Here is an 18,397-nt window from a genome sequence, read left to right as displayed (position 1 = left end):
GGAATAGCTGATGACAACCCAATACGGATTTTATATAGACTCCAGCCGCTGCACTGGTTGTAAGACCTGCGAGCTGGCTTGTAAAGATTACAAAAATTTAGGCCCGGACGTCAGCTTCCGTCGCATTTATGAATATGCTGGCGGTGACTGGCAACAAGACAACGGGGTTTGGCAGCAAAACGTCTTCGCCTACTATCTGTCGATTGCTTGTAACCACTGTGAGGATCCGGCTTGCACCAAGGTCTGCCCAAGCGGTGCGATGCATAAGCGTGATGACGGTTTTGTGGTCGTTAATGAAGATGTTTGTATTGGCTGCCGCTATTGCCACATGGCTTGCCCGTACGGCGCACCACAGTACAACGCTGAAAAAGGTCATATGACTAAGTGTGATGGCTGTCATGAGCGTATTGCTGAAGGCAAGAAACCCATCTGTGTTGAGTCCTGCCCATTACGCGCGCTAGATATGGCACCAATTGCCGAACTGCGCGCGAAGTATGGAGAACAGGCCGCCATCGCTCCGCTGCCATCAGCACATTTCACCAAGCCAAATATTGTCATTAAACCTAACGCCAACAGCCGCCCATGTGGGGATAAAACCGGTTATCTGGCAAACCCGAAGGAGGTGTGAGATGGGCAGCGGATGGCATGAATGGCCACTAATGGTCTTTACGGTTTTAGGACAGTGCGTCGCAGGTGGTTTTATTGTTATGGCATTAGCATTGCTGACTGGTGTTTCTGACCGGGTACAGCAAAAGCGTGTGTATTGGGCGATGATCGTGCTGTGGGTGTTGATGGGCATTGGTTTTATGGCCTCAGTACTGCATCTCGGCTCACCACTACGCGCCTTCAACTCGCTTAATCGCATCGGGGAATCAGCCCTCAGTAATGAAATTGCCAGCGGCTCGGTCTTCTTTGCAGTGGGTGGTTTCTGGTGGCTGATTACCGTGCTGGGCAAAATGCCGCAGGCACTGGGTAAAATCTGGATGACGCTGACGATGGTTCTGGGCGTATTTTTTGTCTGGATGATGTGTAAGGTCTACCTGATTGATACCGTACCGACCTGGTATAGTGTTTATACGCCGCTCAGTTTCTTCCTGACTATGTTTATAGGTGGGCCGCTACTCGGTTACTTACTGCTGCGTGTTGCAGGTGTAACGGGTTGGGGAATGCGTCTTCTTCCTGCAATTTCATTGCTGGCTGTTGTAGTAAGTTCCATGGTTGTGATGTTGCAGGGTATGGATTTAGCGACAATCCACAGCTCAATCATGCAGGCATCTGCACTGGTTCCTGAATACGGTGCATTGATGTCATGGCGCTTGTTGGTGCTGGCGCTTGCATTAGCTTGTTGGATTATCCCGCAACTCAAAGGTGGTCAGGCGAACCCTGCAGTTCTGACATTCGCCTTCGTGTTGGTTATTGTTGGTGAGCTAATCGGCCGCGGTGTGTTCTACGGTCTGCATATGACGGTTGGTATGGCTATCGCGAGTTAATGCCATCTCGATTAAATGCGCTTTCGGGCGCATTTAATCTTTTCGGATAAAAAAATATCATCCGATTTACCATGAAAATTTTCATCCAACCCGCTTCGATTCCCAATACCTGATCCCATCAAAAACAGAGAGATAGCATTTCGTCTATATGCTTTGCTCACAAGTAAGATAAGTTTTTCAAATCGACAGTTTTCAAATCGTGCCAGGCCCCGTCAGCACTGGATTGACAATCCTTTTTCCAGTGGCATGATGCGCACAAATTATTCTCTTCCTCGCGGTTTTTTTACATGTCCACCTATACCCGACCAGTGATGCTTTTGCTCTGTGGTCTGATGCTTTTGACCCTGGCGATAGCGGTTTTAAATACGCTGGTTCCACTTTGGTTAGCCCATGAACATCTTCCAACCTGGCAAGTCGGGATGGTGGGTTCGTCGTACTTTACCGGAAACTTGGTGGGTACTTTGCTGACCGGATGGCTAATTAAACGTCAGGGATTCAACCGTAGCTACTATCTTGCCTCGCTGATTTTTGCGGCGGGTTGTGCAGGATTGGGGCTGATGACCGGTTTCTGGAGCTGGATGATGTGGCGCTTCATCGCGGGTATCGGCTGTGCGATGATTTGGGTGGTGGTTGAAAGCGCCTTGATGTGCAGCGGCACTTCTCACAACCGTGGGCGCTTGCTGGCAGCCTACATGATGGTTTATTACGTTGGCACGGTGTTAGGCCAATTGATGATCAGCAAAATGCCGACCGATTTATCCAGCGTACTCCCATGGGTGACGGCGCTTATTTTAACCGCGATTCTTCCGCTATTGTTTACTCGCATTGTGAATGATCGAAGTGAAAACCAGCAAGCGACGCCTGTCTGGCCAATGCTGCGCCTGCGACATGCTCGTCTTGGCGTGAACGGCTGCATTATTTCCGGGATTGTTCTCGGCTCCCTTTATGGGTTGATGCCGCTGTATTTAAACCACAAAGGCTTCAGCGATGCCGGTATTGGTTTCTGGATGGCGGTGATGGTTAGCGCGGGGATAGTTGGGCAGTGGCCGGTAGGTCGCCTCGCTGACCGTTTTGGTCGCTTGTTAGTGCTGCGCGTTCAGGTGTTTATTGTGATTATGGGTTGCATGGCGATGCTGACTAATGCCGCGATGGGGCCGACATTGTTTGTGCTTGGCGCGGCTGGTTTTACGCTTTATCCAGTGGCAATGGCCTGGGCCTGCGAGAAAGTCGAACACCATCAGCTGGTGGCAATGAATCAGGCGCTGTTGCTCAGTTATACGGTAGGCAGCTTGCTTGGCCCAACGTTTACCTCAATGCTGATGCAAAGTTTCTCAGACAATTTGCTGTTCGTTATGATAGCCGGCGTCGCGTTTGTCTACTTACTAATGCTGTTACGCAAAGCAGGGCCGCAAACTACTCCGATTGCCCATGCCTGATACAAAAATGGCCCTCATCGAGGGCCATTTTGCTAGTGCTGCAAGATTAGTACATCACTTTGTGACCGTACTGTTCCAGAATACCTTTAACGCGTTCCATAGTTTCTTTCTTCGGTGGATGCACGCCATCAAGCTTGTATTCTTCGCCCATCGCCACCCATTTATGTTTGCCCAGTTCGTGATATGGCAGCAGCTCAATCTTCTCGACGTTGCCCATATCGCGCGTGAACTCGCCAAGGCGATGTGCAGAGTCATCATCATCAGACCAGCCCGGTACAACAACGTAACGAATCCAGACATTAACGTTTTTATCGGACAAGTAACGCGCAAATTCCAGCGTACGATGGTTTGAGACGCCAACCAGATTCTGGTGAATTTCGTCGTTCATCTGTTTCAAATCCAGCATCACCAGATCGGTCACTTCGAGTAATTCATCAATCACCGGGTCGTAGCGACGGACAAAACCGTTGGTATCGAGACAGGTATGAATGCCTTCTTTACGACAGGCGCGGAACCAGTCACGTACAAATTCGGCCTGCAGAATGGCTTCGCCACCAGACGCTGTGACGCCGCCACCAGAAGCGTTCATAAAGTGGCGATAGGTCACCACTTCTTTCATCAGTTCTTCAACGGTAATCTCTTTGCCGCCGTGCGTATCCCAGGTATCACGGTTGTGGCAATACAGGCAGCGCATCAGGCAGCCCTGGAAGAAGGTGATAAAACGAATACCGGGACCATCCACGGTACCGCAGGATTCAAAGGAATGAATTCGGCCAATTACTGACATTGCGGTGTTCTCTCCAGTATTGGTCCATGCCCTAAAGCAAGAACCAGGTTGAGCGCGGTCTAAGTCTTGATTGCCGCGTCGAATCGATTTTGCGAGATAACTTAAACGTAGCAGTTATCTTGCAAAACCGGTTCTGACATAAGAAAAGGCCCCACCGAGGTGGAGCCTTGTATTGTACGCCTTTTCAGACAAACCGTGAATTACATGGTTTGAGTGAAGGTACGAGTAATAACGTCCTGCTGCTGTTCTTTAGTCAGGGAGTTAAAACGTACAGCGTAACCAGATACACGAATGGTCAGCTGAGGATATTTCTCAGGGTGTTCCATCGCATCCAGCAGCATTTCACGGTTCATTACGTTCACGTTCAGGTGTTGACCACCTTCGATGGACGCTTCGTGGTGGAAGTAACCATCCATCAGACCCGCGAGGTTAGTTTTACGAACTTCGTCGTCTTTACCCAGTGCGTTAGGAACGATAGAGAAGGTGTAAGAGATACCATCTTTAGCGTATGCAAACGGCAGTTTAGCAACGGAAGTCAGAGAGGCAACAGCACCTTTCTGGTCACGACCGTGCATTGGGTTAGCACCTGGACCGAATGGAGCGCCAGCGCGACGACCGTCTGGGGTGTTACCGGTTTTCTTACCATAAACCACGTTAGAGGTGATGGTCAGAACAGACTGAGTCGGGATAGCGTTACGGTAAGTAGTCAGTTTCTGAATTTTCTTCATGAAACGTTCTACCAGGTCAACAGCGATATCATCTACGCGAGAATCGTTGTTACCGAACATTGGGTATTCGCCTTCGATTTCGAAGTCTACAGCCAGGCCGTCTTCGTCACGAACAGGTTTAACTTTCGCGTATTTGATTGCAGACAGGGAGTCAGCTGCAACAGACAGACCCGCGATACCACAAGCCATGGTGCGAACAACGTCACGGTCATGCAGAGCCATCAGAGACGCTTCGTAGCTGTACTTATCATGCATGTAGTGAATGATGTTCAGCGCGGTGACGTACTGTTTAGCCAACCAGTCCATGAAGTGATCAAGACGGTCAAGAACGTTATCGTAGTCCAGAACGTCAGCCATGATTGGCGCTTCTTTAGGACCGATCTGAATTTTCAGTTTTTCATCAACGCCGCCGTTGATTGCATACAGCATGGTTTTCGCCAGGTTAGCACGAGCACCGAAGAACTGCATTTGCTTACCAACAATCATTGGGCTTACGCAGCATGCGATTGCGTAGTCATCGTTGTTGAAGTCAGGACGCATCAGATCGTCATTCTCGTATTGCAGAGAAGAGGTATCGATGGAAACCTTAGCTGCGAACTTCTTGAAGTTCAGTGGCAGTTTTTCAGACCACAGAATAGTGATGTTCGGCTCCGGAGACGGCCCCATGGTGTACAGGGTGTTCAGGAAACGGAAGCTAGATTTGGTAACCAGAGTACGGCCATCTACACCCATACCGGCGATAGATTCGGTCGCCCAGATTGGGTCACCAGAGAACAGCTCATCATACTCAGGGGTACGCAGGAAGCGAACCATACGCAGTTTCATGACCAGGTGGTCAATCATTTCCTGTGCTTCAAGCTCAGTAATTTTGCCTGCTTTCAGGTCACGTTCGATGAATGCATCCAGGAAGGTGGATACACGACCGAAGGACATTGCAGCGCCGTTCTGAGATTTAACCGCAGCCAGGTAGCCGAAGTAAGTCCACTGAATAGCTTCTTGAGCATTTTTAGCAGGACCAGAGATATCGCAGCCATATTTAGCAGCCATTTCTTTGATCTGACCCAGAGCACGGTGCTGCTCGGAGATTTCTTCACGCAGACGGATAGTTGCTTCCAGATCTTCGCCGTTTTCCAGTTTGGTCTGCAGAGAGTTGAACTGAGCAAATTTGTCTTTCATCAGGAAGTCGATACCGTACAGCGCTACGCGACGGTAGTCACCAATGATACGACCACGACCGTAAGCATCCGGCAGACCGGTGATTACGCCTGATTTACGGCAGTTCAGGATGTCTTTGGTATAAACGTCAAACACACCCTGGTTGTGGGTTTTGCGGTATTCGGTGAAGATCTTTTTCAGCATTGGGTCAAGTTCACGACCGTATACTTTGCAAGAACCTTCAACCATTTTGATGCCACCAAACGGAATAATTGCACGTTTCAGTGGAGCATCAGTCTGCAAGCCAACGATAGTTTCGAGGGACTTGTTGATGTAACCAGCATCATGAGAGGTGATGGTGGAAGCGAGATCAGTGTCGAAGTCAACAGGCGCGTGAGTGCGGTTTTCCTGTTTAACGCCTTCCATAACGTTGTCCCACAGAGCGGTAGTTGCGTCTGTAGCACCTGCCAGGAAGGACTCGTCACCCTCGTAAGGGGTGTAGTTTTTCTGAATAAAGTCACGCACGTTGACTTCATTCTGCCAGTCGCCTTTAGCAAAACCTTCCCAAGCGGTGGCTAACTTTTCATTAAGTTCGGACATTTAACACCTACCTTCTAATGTGGATTTCTTATTCCCTGAACAATGGTTAGCACTTAGTGCTTATCGCCACCGCGCAGATAAATTACCCAGTACGTCAACCCAACCAGTACACCGCCACCAATGATGTTCCCGATGGTTACTGGGATCAGGTTATCAGTGATGAAATTCAGTACGGTCAAGTGTGTGAAATTGTCCGGAGACGACCCAACTGCGGTCCAGAATTCCGGGCTTGCAAAGTTGCGTACTACGATACCCAAAGGGATCATGAACATGTTTGCGATACTGTGCTCAAAACCGCAAGCAACAAACATGGCGACCGGAAGGATCATAGCAAACATCTTGTCCATCAAACTGCGACCCGAGTAGCTCATCCAGACAGCCAGACAGACCATCAAGTTAGCTAAAATACCGAGGCAAACAGCTTCAATAAAGGTGTGATGCATTTTGTGGTCTGCGGTTTGAAGCACATTCAGACCCCACGCACCGTTAGCCGTCATATACATGCCTGACAACCAAATCAACACCACGAATAGCAATGCACCAACCAAGTTTCCGACGTAGACGTTAATCCAGTTCTTGGCTAGCTGACCCCAGGTGATTCGCCCGCTGGCTTTCGCAACAACGATTAACACCGTAGAGGTGAAAAGGTCGGCACCGCAGATGACACAAAGGATAAGCCCTAAGGAGAAGCAAGTTCCACCAATCAGTTTTGCAATCCCAAATGGAATGGTTGCAGTACCTGTAGTAGCAGTGATGTAAAAGACAAAGGCAATCGAGATGAACATGCCCGCAGTGATCGCTAAATAAAACGTAGTCAGCGGGTGTTTTGTTGCTTTATAGACGCCAGCATCTTCGGCGACTTTCGCCATAGCGGCTGGGAGCAATAGATCAAAAGGGTTGTCAGCTTTCACACTAACTCTCTCTTATTTAATTCGGCGACGAGATACTAACAAAGCATTATAGAGTAAAAATTGATATGGATCATATCTCGCCAAGCTTATAGGCCTGATAAAAGCAGGTGTTTACCTGTTTTTCAGTGTAAGGTATTGATACTAATTATAAAAATAAAGTTTAAATTTTATAACGTAATTTGATATTTGCCCTCTAAGCTTTGTTGAGTGGTTAATTAGAATGGAGTATTTTAATAATTTGACAACAATATTTGCAGCATAATTTAATAATATTTCACCAATATTTAACCGTTGAGTTACATATGAAATTATTATGCTGACAATAAAAACACGGGGCAATAAAAATCGCCCCGTAATATAGCGTAAACATTAAGGTTTACGTAGCTTGAGTTTTAGTTTTTGACTTTATTTCCAAAATGCCGCTTTTGCGCGTTGCAATTTTTCATACGCGCTTAACAACGCTTGGTGCGCAGGGAAGGCTTTTAAATCGCTATCTACAGCTTGCAGGCCATAGAATGCAGCTTCGCCACTCAGGGCGGCGCTTGCAGCTTCAACCGTTTCGGCGCCGTACATGCGTACGAAGGCATTCAGGTATTGCAGCGGTTGGCGATCTTCTTCCATTGCTAAAAGCAGTAACGTTTGCAGGCAACGGTAGTAGTTCGCACGCTCAGCGCTGAAAATAGAGGCGTTGAACTCCATCGTCCATTCAGTCCAGATAAGCGCCTGCTCGGTATCGCCACCCGCCAGTGCCAGCATGGCCTTCAGCTCACCAATACGCAGCGTGTACCAGCCGTTGTCTTTACCGGTCGCCAGGCCCAGCAGTTCACGCACACGAGTGAAATCATCATGGCCTTCTTCATCTAACTGCGAGATGAGATTGAGATAATCCTGTTTTTCCCACTCGCTGCCCGGCAGTGCCAGAATAGTGTCGCGCAGGTGATAGCCCATATTATTGTTTGCGAGTAACAGGTCTTCAGCCGGGTAAATATCAGACATGCCTGGCACGATGATGCGGCAAGCGTAAACATCCAGATGCTGGTAGTCAGCGATGTAGACTTCCTGGTCTTCAGCATCAAAAATTGCCATCAACGTGGCAAACTCTTCTTCTGTTGTGCCGGAGAAGCTCCAGTCAACAAATGGATAGTCAGCATCTTGCTTAAACATATCCCAGGAGATCAGACCGCTGGAATCAATGAAGTGAGTTTCCAGATTTGCATGTTCGGCCACCTCTTCGTCGTCAAAGGTTGGTGGGGTGAATACATCGAGGTCTTTCAGACCACGGCCCTGCAGCAGTTCTGTTACGGTACGTTCCAGCGCAACGCCAAAATCTGGGTGAGCACCAAACGAGGCAAAGCAGGTGCCATTTGCCGGGTTGAATAACACAACACAGATAACTGGGTATTTGCCGCCTAATGAACCGTCATACGCGAAGATTGGGAAACCTTCAGCTTCAAGTGTTGCAATAGACTCAACCACGCCCGGATAACGTGCCAGCACTTCCTGCGGGATTTCTGGCAAGCTGATGCTTTCGGCAATAATGCGGTTTTTAATATGGCGTTCGAAGACTTCAGATAGTGCTTGTACGCGAGCTTCGTTTGCGGTGTTCCCTGCGGACATCCCATTTGAAACATACAGGTTGCCGATGATGTTCATCGGAATATACACAGTTTCTTGATCGGACTGGCGGGTGAATGGCAGTGCACAGATACCGCGCTCTTCATTACCCGATTGCAGGTCAATAAGCATACCTGCGGTGACTTCGTTTTCAGGGTCGTAAAACGCGCGCAGACGAGAGTCCAGGATGCCTTCCGGCAATTGCTCATCTTCTGGGATTGGGAACCACTTCTCGTTTGGATAATGCACAAACGGGCCATTGGCGATGGTTTTGCCCAACCAGAAATCAGCAAAGAAATAGTTAGTCGACAGACGTTCGAAATATTCACCCAGCGCTGAAGCTAAAGCAGCTTTTTTAGTTGCGCCTTTACCATTGGTAAAGCAAAGCGCGCTGTCTTTATCACGGATGTGCACTGACCAGACGTTCGGTACTGGGTTTAACCAGGAGGCTTCTTCTATATTAAAGCCAAGATCGGCGAGTTTGGTCTGAAAGCGAGCGATGGAGTCTTCCAGAGCGGCATCTTTGCCAGGAATAAAGGTTTGAGTCATGAGGTTTCACTTTTGTCGTACGCAAAGCGCGCAATGATACGGGTTTTAGCAGACTGACGCCATCGTCAGCAGCACGCAGGCGGCCTTAGCATAACAGGCTATGCTTACTGTCAGTAACCTACTGTTATGGCGGTATAAATGAAGACTTTTGATCTCCAACGGATGGCTCTTGACGAAGTCCCTCTCGATTTTCTGTGGGAAGTGGCTTTTCGTAGTCTCTACACCTTTATATTAGTGTTCCTGTTTTTGAAGATAACCGGACGGCGTGGCGTACGGCAGATGTCGCTTTTTGAAGTGCTAATTATACTGACGCTTGGATCGGCGGCAGGGGATGTGGCGTTTTATCATGATGTCCCGATGCTACCTGTGTTTGTCGTATTCATTACTCTGGCCTGTTTGTATCGTCTGGTCATGTGGTTGATGAGCCACAGTGAAAAACTGGAAAACCTTCTGGAAGGGAAACCGGCTGTCATTATCGAAGATGGTGAGTTTGCGTGGGAGAAAATGAACGCCCAGAACATGACCGAGTTTGAGTTTTTTATGGAGCTACGACTGCATGGTGTGGAGCATTTGGGGCAGGTGCGCCTGGCGATACTCGAAACTAACGGCCAGATTAGCGTTTATTACTTCCCCGACGATCTTGTCCGGCCTGGTTTATCTATTTTGCCGGAGTATTGCAGCAAACGTTTCGAAGTGATTCCTGAAGATGGCGATTACGCCTGCATACATTGCAGCGAAGTGCTTACCTTTAATGCGGGCGTTAAAGCAGCATGCCCACGTTGTAAACATCTGAAATGGGTCAAAGCCAGCACCGCCACGCGAGTGACATGACGGGCAGTTATCGGGCGTTTACTTCAGCGACTAGTTGATTATGTTGTGTGATTTTGCGCACATTACCTGGCCATGCCTGATTAACCGTTGCAGCCTCTGCATCTGAGTGATAAAACCGATAGCGTGATAAAACTTATTGCTCTAAGCGTGGTGAGGGGAAATGGCTCAGGTATACAATTTTAGTTCCGGTCCGGCAATGCTGCCGGCTGAAGTGCTTCGTCGTGCGCAACATGAACTCTGCGACTGGCAAGGTTTAGGCACCTCCGTAATGGAGATTAGCCACCGTGGTAAAGAGTTTATTGAGGTCGCTGAAGAAGCTGAAAAAGATTTTCGTGATCTGCTGCAAATCCCCTCAAACTACAAAGTTTTGTTCTGTCACGGCGGCGGTCGCGGCCAATTTGCTGGTGTACCGTTAAACCTGCTGGGCGACAAAACTACCGCAGATTATGTTGATGGCGGTTACTGGGCGAGTAGCGCAGTAAAAGAAGCGCATAAATACTGCACTCCGAATGTTATTGATGCCAAAGTCACCATCGACGGCCTGCGTGCCATCAAACCGATGAGTGAGTGGCAGGTTTCTGAAAACAGTGCCTACCTGCACTATTGCCCGAATGAAACTATTGACGGTATCGCGACTCATGAAACGCCTGATTTCGGCGATACAGTCGTGGTTGCTGACTACTCATCTTCTATTCTGTCGCACCCGATGGATATCAGTCGTTTTGGTGTTGTTTACGCAGGTGCGCAGAAAAACATCGGCCCTGCGGGTTTGACGTTGGTTATTGTGCGTGAAGATTTGCTCGGCAAGGCGCATAAAGCTTGCCCGTCAATTCTTGACTATACCGTGCTTAAAGAAAATGACTCCATGTTTAACACCCCGCCAACTTTCGCCTGGTACCTTTCCGGTCTGGTCTTCAAATGGCTGAAAGAGCAGGGCGGCGTTGAAGCAATGGACAAAACCAACAAAGCAAAAGCTGAGTTGTTATATGGTGTTATAGATAAAAGTGACTTCTACCGCAACGATGTCGCTCCGGCGAACCGTTCACGTATGAACGTGCCGTTCCAGTTAGCTGACAGTGCACTTGATAAAGTGTTCCTGGAAGAGTCGTTTGCCGCGGGTCTGCATGCACTGAAGGGCCACCGCGTAGTGGGTGGTATGCGCGCATCCATCTACAATGCAATGCCGCTTGAGGGCGTACAAGCGTTAACCAACTTTATGGTCGACTTCGAACGTCGCCACGGTTAATCGTTGCTCGTTGTTATTCTCCCCGCGACTCGCTTCGCGGGGTTTTTATTCTGTTTGAGTTGAGAGTATTTTCCCCATGCTGGAATCCCTGACGTTACAACCCATCGCCCTTGTCGACGGCACAATTAATCTCCCTGGTTCAAAAAGTGTCTCTAATAGAGCTTTGTTGCTGGCAGCACTGGCTAATGGCACCACCGAACTGACTAATTTGCTGGATAGCGACGATGTGCGTCACATGCTCAACGCGCTGAAAGCATTAGGGGTGAACTACACACTTTCCGCCGATCGTACGCGTTGTGAAGTCACAGGAATGGGTGGTCCGTTACAAGCGTCAGGCGAGCTGGAACTTTTCTTAGGAAACGCAGGTACGGCGATGCGTCCACTGGCGGCGGCACTGTGCCTGGGCAGCAATAACATCGTGCTGACGGGTGAACCGCGCATGAAAGAACGCCCAATTGGCCATCTGGTTGATGCATTACGCCAGGGCGGCGCTCAGATTGATTATCTGGAGCAGGAGAATTACCCGCCGTTGCGTTTACGTGGCGGTTTTAGCGGCGGCGAGGTTTCGGTTGATGGCAGTGTTTCCAGCCAGTTCCTGACGGCGCTTTTAATGACCGCTCCACTGGCGGCAAACGACACCGAAATCACCATTAAAGGTGAGCTGGTATCGAAACCGTATATCGATATTACCCTGCACCTGATGAAAACTTTTGGTGTTGAAGTCGAAAACCGTGATTACCGGAGCTTTGTTATTCGTGGCGGCCAGCAGTACACCTCACCAGGCGCGTATCTGGTGGAAGGCGATGCCTCTTCTGCTTCTTACTTCCTCGCGGCTGGTGCAATCAAAGGCGGCACGGTAAAAGTCACGGGTATTGGCCGTAACAGCGTACAAGGCGATATCCGCTTTGCTGATGTGTTGGAAAAAATGGGTGCAAAAATTACCTGGGGCGATGATTTCATCTCCTGCGAGCGCGGGGAACTTAACGCCATTGATATGGATATGAACCATATCCCAGATGCGGCAATGACCATTGCTACCGCTGCGTTGTTTGCTAAAGGCACCACTACACTGCGTAATATTTATAACTGGCGTGTGAAAGAGACTGACCGCCTGAGCGCGATGGCAACAGAGTTGCGTAAAGTCGGAGCGGTGGTAGAAGAGGGCGAAGATTACATTACTGTGACGCCGCCAGCTCAGCTACAGGTTGCTGAAATCGGCACCTATAACGACCACCGTATGGCGATGTGTTTCTCGCTGGTGGCATTGTCCGACACACCAGTAACTATCCTTGATCCGAAATGTACCGCGAAAACTTTCCCGGACTATTTTGAGCAGTTAGCGCGTATTAGCACCCCGGTTTAATACCTGAAGATAAGCTCCGACCTCACAATGTGGCGGAGCTGATTTCAACAAGTTTTCCCTTCTGATATCACATCCTCTGTATCCATTCCTGCTGTTTTTCCAGGCTTTTTAACGTAACTTGCGCAATTCTTCTACACTCAGCCTCATTAACTACGATAATTGGCAGGAAAGATAACGGTCAGTAATCTGGCGGCGTATAATATGCGGCGTTGATATTTTAGGTCCGCAATTCCAGCGAGAGGAGAGTACGATGACGGCACCCGCCCCGGTAATAACGATTGATGGCCCAAGCGGCGCAGGTAAAGGTACGCTGTGTAAGGCCATGGCGGAAGCATTGCAATGGCATCTACTTGATTCTGGTGCAATTTATCGAGTTCTTGCATTAGCAACCCTGCATCACCAGGTTGATGTGACTTCTGAAGATGCACTGGTTCCGTTGGCCGCACATTTGGATGTTCGCTTTGTAGCGAGTAATGGCAATCTGGAAGTTATCCTTGAAGGTGAGGATGTCAGCGCGGAGATTCGTACTCAGGAGGTTGCTAATGCAGCGTCTCAAGTCGCCGCTTTTCCTCGTGTACGTGAAGCGTTATTACGCCGTCAGCGTGCGTTCAGAGAGGCCCCTGGCCTGATTGCTGATGGCCGTGATATGGGAACAGTCGTTTTCCCTGATGCACCGGTAAAAATCTTCCTTGATGCCTCATCTGAAGAGCGTGCTCACAGGCGTATGCTGCAGTTGCAGGAGAAGGGCTTTAGTGTTAACTTTGAGCGCCTTTTGGCAGAAATTAAAGAACGTGATGATCGTGACCGTAACCGTGCAGTAGCACCGTTAATGCCAGCCGCAGATGCGTTGGTGCTGGACTCAACCAGCATGTCCATTGACGAAGTCATCAAACAAGCGTTGACGTACGCGCAGAAAATTTTAACACCAGCTCAATAATCAATATTGCGCTGGTGTCTGTTTTGTCATATTTGTCATGATATTGCCATAGTGGTATCCTGACATATCGGGTAGTTCCTTACCCCTGTAACCTAAACCCTGTCGGCATGGAGCCAATGGCGGGGTATGTGAAACAACCCCATTCGGCGGGATGCTAAATGGACGTTAAACTAAAGAACCTTGAAGATTAACAACATGACTGAATCTTTCGCTCAACTCTTTGAAGAATCCCTTAAAACAATCGAAACCCGTCCGGGTTCCATCGTTCGTGGTGTTGTAGTTTCTATCGATAAAGACGTAGTACTGGTTGACGCCGGTCTGAAATCTGAATCTGCAATTCCGATTGAGCAGTTCAAAAATGCTGCTGGCGAACTGGAAATCCAGGTTGGTGACGAAGTTGATGTTGCTCTGGACGCTGTTGAAGATGGCTTTGGCGAAACTCTGCTGTCCCGTGAAAAAGCTAAGCGTCACGAAGCTTGGATCACGCTGGAAAAAGCTTACGAAGAAGCTGAAACTGTGGTCGGTATCATCAACGGCAAAGTTAAGGGTGGCTTCACTGTAGAGCTGAACGGTATTCGTGCGTTCCTGCCAGGTTCACTGGTAGATGTTCGTCCGGTACGTGACACTCTGCACCTGGAAGGCAAAGAGCTTGAGTTCAAAGTCATCAAGCTGGACCAGAAGCGTAACAACGTTGTTGTTTCTCGTCGTGCAGTTATCGAATCCGAAAACAGCGCAGAACGTGATCAACTGCTGGAAAACCTGCAAGAAGGCATGGAAGTTAAAGGTATCGTTAAGAACCTTACTGACTACGGTGCATTCGTTGATCTGGGCGGCGTTGACGGCCTGCTGCACATCACTGATATGGCATGGAAACGCGTTAAGCATCCAAGCGAAATCGTGAATGTTGGCGATGAAATTACCGTTAAAGTACTGAAGTTCGACCGTGAGCGTACTCGTGTGTCTCTGGGTCTGAAACAACTGGGCGAAGATCCATGGGTCGCAATCGCTAAGCGTTATCCAGAAGGTACCAAACTGACTGGTCGCGTGACTAACCTGACTGATTACGGCTGCTTCGTAGAAATCGAAGAAGGCGTTGAAGGCCTGGTTCACGTTTCCGAAATGGATTGGACCAACAAAAACATCCACCCATCCAAAGTTGTTAACGTTGGTGATGTTGTGGAAGTTATGGTTCTGGATATCGACGAAGAACGTCGTCGTATCTCCCTGGGTCTGAAGCAGTGCAAATCTAACCCATGGCAGCTGTTCGCTGAAACCCACAACAAGGGCGACCGCGTTGAAGGTAAAATCAAGTCTATCACTGACTTCGGTATCTTCATCGGCCTGGACGGTGGCATCGACGGCCTGGTTCACCTGTCTGATATCTCCTGGAACGTTGCAGGCGAAGAAGCAGTTCGTGAATACAAGAAAGGCGACGAAATCGCGGCTGTGGTTCTGCAAGTTGACGCAGAACGTGAGCGTATCTCCCTGGGTGTTAAACAACTCGCAGAAGATCCGTTCAACAACTACGTTGCACTGAACAAGAAAGGTACTATCGTTACTGGTAAAGTAACAGCAGTAGACGCGAAAGGTGCTACAGTTGAATTAGCAGATGGCGTAGAAGGCTACCTGCGTGCTTCTGAAGCTTCCCGTGACCGCGTTGAAGATGCAACTCTGGTTCTGAGCGTAGGCGACGACGTTGAAGCTAAATTCACCGGCGTTGACCGTAAAAACCGTGTTGTGAGCCTGTCTGTTCGTGCTAAAGACGAAGCTGACGAGAAAGATGCAATCGCTACTGTTAACAACAAACAGGAAGATGCACCGAACTTCTCTAACGCTATGGCTGAAGCATTTAAAGCAGCTAAAGGCGAGTAATCGTCTGAGCACTAAATCAGGGCGGCTACGGCCGCCCTTGTTCGATTGATAGCTGTAAGTTAATTTTCCTGAAAGGAAACCGGAGGAATCATGACCAAGTCAGAATTGATAGAAAGACTGGCAACTTCGCAATCTCACATCCCGGCGAAAGCTGTAGAAGATGCAGTGAAAGAGATGCTGGAGCATATGGCCTCTACTCTCGCCCAAGGTGAGCGTATTGAAATCCGGGGTTTCGGCAGTTTTTCCTTACACTATCGCGCACCTCGCACCGGACGTAACCCTAAAACTGGCGACAAAGTGGATCTGGAAGGCAAATATGTTCCGCACTTTAAACCAGGTAAAGAATTACGTGACCGCGCCAATATTTACGGCAATTAAATCTTCGGATTTGATTCTTAAGAACGGCACCTTCGGGTGCCGTTTTTTTATGTCTGAAATTTCTAATTCCGAGTCCCCTCGCAAAAATATTCAGCTCATTTTCAAATAGCATAAAATCTGTGGAACCCTTCTCGTGTAATCAATAAACCCAGGCTGACGCAAATGCCAGGATACCTCAAACTTGCCTGCAACAAGGAGGCACTGTGAGGAATCTTATCGGACTATGTTGTAGTGCAATTATTGGTACCCTACCTCTGCTGTGGTTGCCCACTATTCCAGGGTGGCCAGTCATTGCAATATTGTTCATGGCTGCCCTGGGTGTCGCACTCATTCGTCATCCATTGGCACGTTATTTTGCGTTGAGCATACTTTGTTGCTGCTGGGCCTTATTTTCTGCTAGAGAAATCTTGATCCCCGTTGAGGAGTGGACGGGTAAACCTGTTGTTGTTGAAGCCGTCATTAATCGCAGTGATGGCAAGCAAGATCATGAAATGCAGATAATTTCAGTTGCGGGGAGAATGGTTTTTCCAGCTTTAGGTATCAGGAGCCAGAGTAGTTATTTGCCAGAAAGTGTCTGTGCAGGGCAACGCTGGCACATGAAAGTATATCTTCGCCCTGTGCATGGGCAACTCAACGAAGGAGGCTTCGATAGCCAGCGTTATGCTCTTGCGCAGCACCAACCTTTAAGGGCGCGGATTATTTCAGCTCAGCGTATTACGCAGCAGTGTGGCTTACGTGCCCGGTGGTTGTCTGCCGTTGAAACTGCAACCCAGGCGTTACCCTATCAAGGCGTTATTCTTGCACTGGCATTTGGTGAACGTTATGGGATGAGTGACGAGCAAAAAAATATGCTGCGCCAAAGTGGAACTGCACATCTGATGGCTATTTCCGGGATGCATATTTCATTGGCAGCGATGATTGGCTGGTTAATCGCTCGTTTACTGCAACTGGCTTTTCCCGCCCACAGAATTTATTTCCGAATGCCGTTACTCGCAAGTGTACTTGCCGCTGGGATTTATACCTGGCTCGCGGGAGGAAATCCCCCGGCAGTGAGAGCATTGATTGGCGTTATTATCTGGCTGTTTTTGCGGTTACAAGGCCGAAATTGGTCGGGTTGGGAGGTCTGGCTTTGTTGCATTACCTGTATCCTGATTTATGATCCTTTAACCGTTTTATCAGACAGTTTCTGGTTATCCGCACTGGCTGTTGCGGCACTTATTTTCTGGTATCAGTGGATGCCGATCCCTGGATATATCGCAACTGCGAAGTGGATCTATCGTTACCCGTTAGCGCTAATACATTTGCAAATTGGCATTATGATTTTGTTGTTGCCACTACAAATTTTTATCTTTCATGGCATCAGTGTCAGTGCCTTGTTTGCGAACCTGGTGGCAGTGCCGCTCATTTCATTTGTTGTGGTTCCTCTACTTTTGGCGGGATTGGTATTTACGTTGGTTCCGTGGCTTGGAGAATATCTCTGGTGGAGTGTCGACCGTTCGCTGGCTCTTCTTTTTACCGCACTATCTTTATTGCCCGATGGTTGGCTAGAGGTCGATAAGCGTTTTCAGGCTCTGAGCTTAAGTGGTTGGCTCGTAGTTATTATCCATCGTTTATCGCTGTGGCGTAGTTCATGTCTATCAGTGATTGTTCTGGCGTTGTCTTTATTCACCTCGGCAATACGGGCTGAGAAGAGAGACAATTCATGGCAAGTGAACATGCTGGATATTGGGCACGGATTGGCGATAGCCATTGTCCGCCATGGGAAAGTCTTTCTTTATGATGCAGGGAATGCCTGGCCTGGCGGCGATGCTGCTCAACAAGTGATTATCCCGTGGCTGCGTTGGCACCATTTATCTCCCGAACAAGCGATCATCAGCCATGAGCATCTGGATCACCGTGGCGGTTTGCTTAGTTTGCAACGTGAATGGCCAGCACTAAAAATTCGCAGCCCATTGCGCAGGGAAGGACATCACTCTTGTTTTCAAGGGGACCAGTGGCAATGGCAGGGTTTGCAATTTACCGTACTGTGGCCTCCCGCACAGCCGCTGATGAAAGGTAATAACGGCTCATGTGTTGTGATGGTCAGTGACGGTAACGTTCGTATTTTATTAACCGGAGATGTGGAAGCTGAAGCGGAATTAGCTATGCTGAAGAGGCGATGGGGTACCTTACATGCTGATATCATTCAGGTCCCTCATCATGGTAGCCGTACATCTTCGAGTGCACCTTTGTTACGTGCCGTCGCTGGAAGTGCTGCGTTATCTTCTTCATCGCGCTATAACGCCTGGCATTTGCCCTCCGAAAAAGTAGTTCAACGCTACCAGTCGCAGGGGTACAAATGGTATGACACCGCGCAATCGGGCCAACTCACTATCGACATAAATAGTGATAAATGGCAAATCAATAGCTTCAGAGCACAAATTTCACCCCGTTGGTATCATCAGTGGTTTGGTGTATCCCGGGATAATGGGTAGAATATGCGGCTATTTCATCAAATGCT

Annotated in this window: 14 protein-coding genes; 10 read left to right on the top strand and 4 right to left on the bottom strand. The window is 48.7% G+C overall.

Annotated elements, in window-relative coordinates:
* Positions 1-10: 10 nt before the first annotated feature.
* The 3 genes from LVQ79_RS11335 (at position 11) to LVQ79_RS11325 (ending at position 2,926) form a co-directional block, all read left to right on the top strand.
* Positions 11-628, top strand: coding sequence for a DMSO/selenate family reductase complex B subunit (locus tag LVQ79_RS11335; RefSeq protein WP_151992721.1), 618 nt, complete (start codon positions 11-13; stop codon positions 626-628).
* 1 nt (position 629) lies between these two features.
* Positions 630-1,490: a dimethyl sulfoxide reductase anchor subunit family protein gene (locus tag LVQ79_RS11330; RefSeq protein ID WP_232865015.1), complete on the top strand. Its 861-nt coding sequence runs from the start codon at positions 630-632 to the stop codon at positions 1,488-1,490.
* Between the two features lie 287 nt (positions 1,491-1,777).
* Positions 1,778-2,926, top strand: a complete 1,149-nt coding sequence (locus LVQ79_RS11325) for an MFS transporter (protein WP_232865014.1) — start codon at positions 1,778-1,780, stop codon at positions 2,924-2,926.
* A 46-nt stretch (positions 2,927-2,972) separates the two neighbouring features.
* Here the strand turns inward: LVQ79_RS11325 and pflA are convergent, their stop codons facing one another.
* The 4 genes from pflA to ycaO form a co-directional block, all read right to left on the bottom strand.
* Positions 2,973-3,713 carry a pyruvate formate lyase 1-activating protein gene (pflA, locus tag LVQ79_RS11320; RefSeq protein ID WP_034494315.1) on the bottom strand — a complete coding sequence of 247 codons (741 nt, stop codon included), beginning with the start codon at positions 3,711-3,713 and terminating at the stop codon, positions 2,973-2,975.
* A 200-nt stretch (positions 3,714-3,913) separates the two neighbouring features.
* Entirely contained in the window at positions 3,914-6,196 is a 2,283-nt protein-coding gene (gene pflB / locus LVQ79_RS11315) for a formate C-acetyltransferase (RefSeq protein WP_151992718.1), read from the bottom strand.
* Between the two features lie 53 nt (positions 6,197-6,249).
* Positions 6,250-7,107, bottom strand: a complete 858-nt coding sequence (gene focA / locus LVQ79_RS11310; RefSeq protein ID WP_034494317.1) for a formate transporter FocA — start codon at positions 7,105-7,107, stop codon at positions 6,250-6,252.
* Positions 7,108-7,512: 405 nt separating this feature from the next.
* Entirely contained in the window at positions 7,513-9,270 is a 1,758-nt protein-coding gene (ycaO, locus tag LVQ79_RS11305) for a 30S ribosomal protein S12 methylthiotransferase accessory factor YcaO (protein ID WP_232865013.1), read from the bottom strand.
* Positions 9,271-9,408: 138 nt separating this feature from the next.
* Between ycaO and LVQ79_RS11300 the strand changes: the two genes are divergently transcribed.
* The 7 genes from LVQ79_RS11300 to LVQ79_RS11270 all read left to right on the top strand — a co-directional run bounded on the left by LVQ79_RS11300 (position 9,409) and on the right by LVQ79_RS11270 (position 18,371).
* A complete protein-coding gene (locus LVQ79_RS11300) occupies positions 9,409-10,101 on the top strand; it encodes a DUF421 domain-containing protein (RefSeq protein WP_232865012.1) in 693 nt (230 codons plus the stop codon).
* 160 nt (positions 10,102-10,261) lie between these two features.
* Entirely contained in the window at positions 10,262-11,347 is a 1,086-nt protein-coding gene (gene serC / locus LVQ79_RS11295) for a 3-phosphoserine/phosphohydroxythreonine transaminase (protein WP_232865011.1), read from the top strand.
* Between the two features lie 79 nt (positions 11,348-11,426).
* Positions 11,427-12,710: a 3-phosphoshikimate 1-carboxyvinyltransferase gene (gene aroA, locus LVQ79_RS11290; protein ID WP_232865146.1), complete on the top strand. Its 1,284-nt coding sequence runs from the start codon at positions 11,427-11,429 to the stop codon at positions 12,708-12,710.
* A 250-nt stretch (positions 12,711-12,960) separates the two neighbouring features.
* Entirely contained in the window at positions 12,961-13,647 is a 687-nt protein-coding gene (cmk, locus tag LVQ79_RS11285) for a (d)CMP kinase (protein WP_232865010.1), read from the top strand.
* A 195-nt stretch (positions 13,648-13,842) separates the two neighbouring features.
* Positions 13,843-15,519, top strand: coding sequence for a 30S ribosomal protein S1 (rpsA, locus tag LVQ79_RS11280; protein ID WP_064517522.1), 1,677 nt, complete (start codon positions 13,843-13,845; stop codon positions 15,517-15,519).
* A 90-nt stretch (positions 15,520-15,609) separates the two neighbouring features.
* Positions 15,610-15,897: an integration host factor subunit beta gene (gene ihfB, locus LVQ79_RS11275; protein ID WP_034494322.1), complete on the top strand. Its 288-nt coding sequence runs from the start codon at positions 15,610-15,612 to the stop codon at positions 15,895-15,897.
* Between the two features lie 203 nt (positions 15,898-16,100).
* The gene (locus LVQ79_RS11270; RefSeq protein WP_232865009.1) at positions 16,101-18,371 is read left to right on the top strand and encodes a ComEC family protein; all 2,271 of its coding nucleotides are present in this window, start codon (positions 16,101-16,103) and stop codon (positions 18,369-18,371) included.
* The last annotated feature ends 26 nt before the right edge of the window (positions 18,372-18,397 follow it).

The organism is Buttiauxella cochleicola (assembly GCF_021282405.1).
Classification (GTDB): domain Bacteria; phylum Pseudomonadota; class Gammaproteobacteria; order Enterobacterales; family Enterobacteriaceae; genus Buttiauxella; species Buttiauxella massiliensis.
Note: the sequence above shows the minus strand (reverse complement) of the source record. Positions and strands in the feature narration are given on the sequence as shown.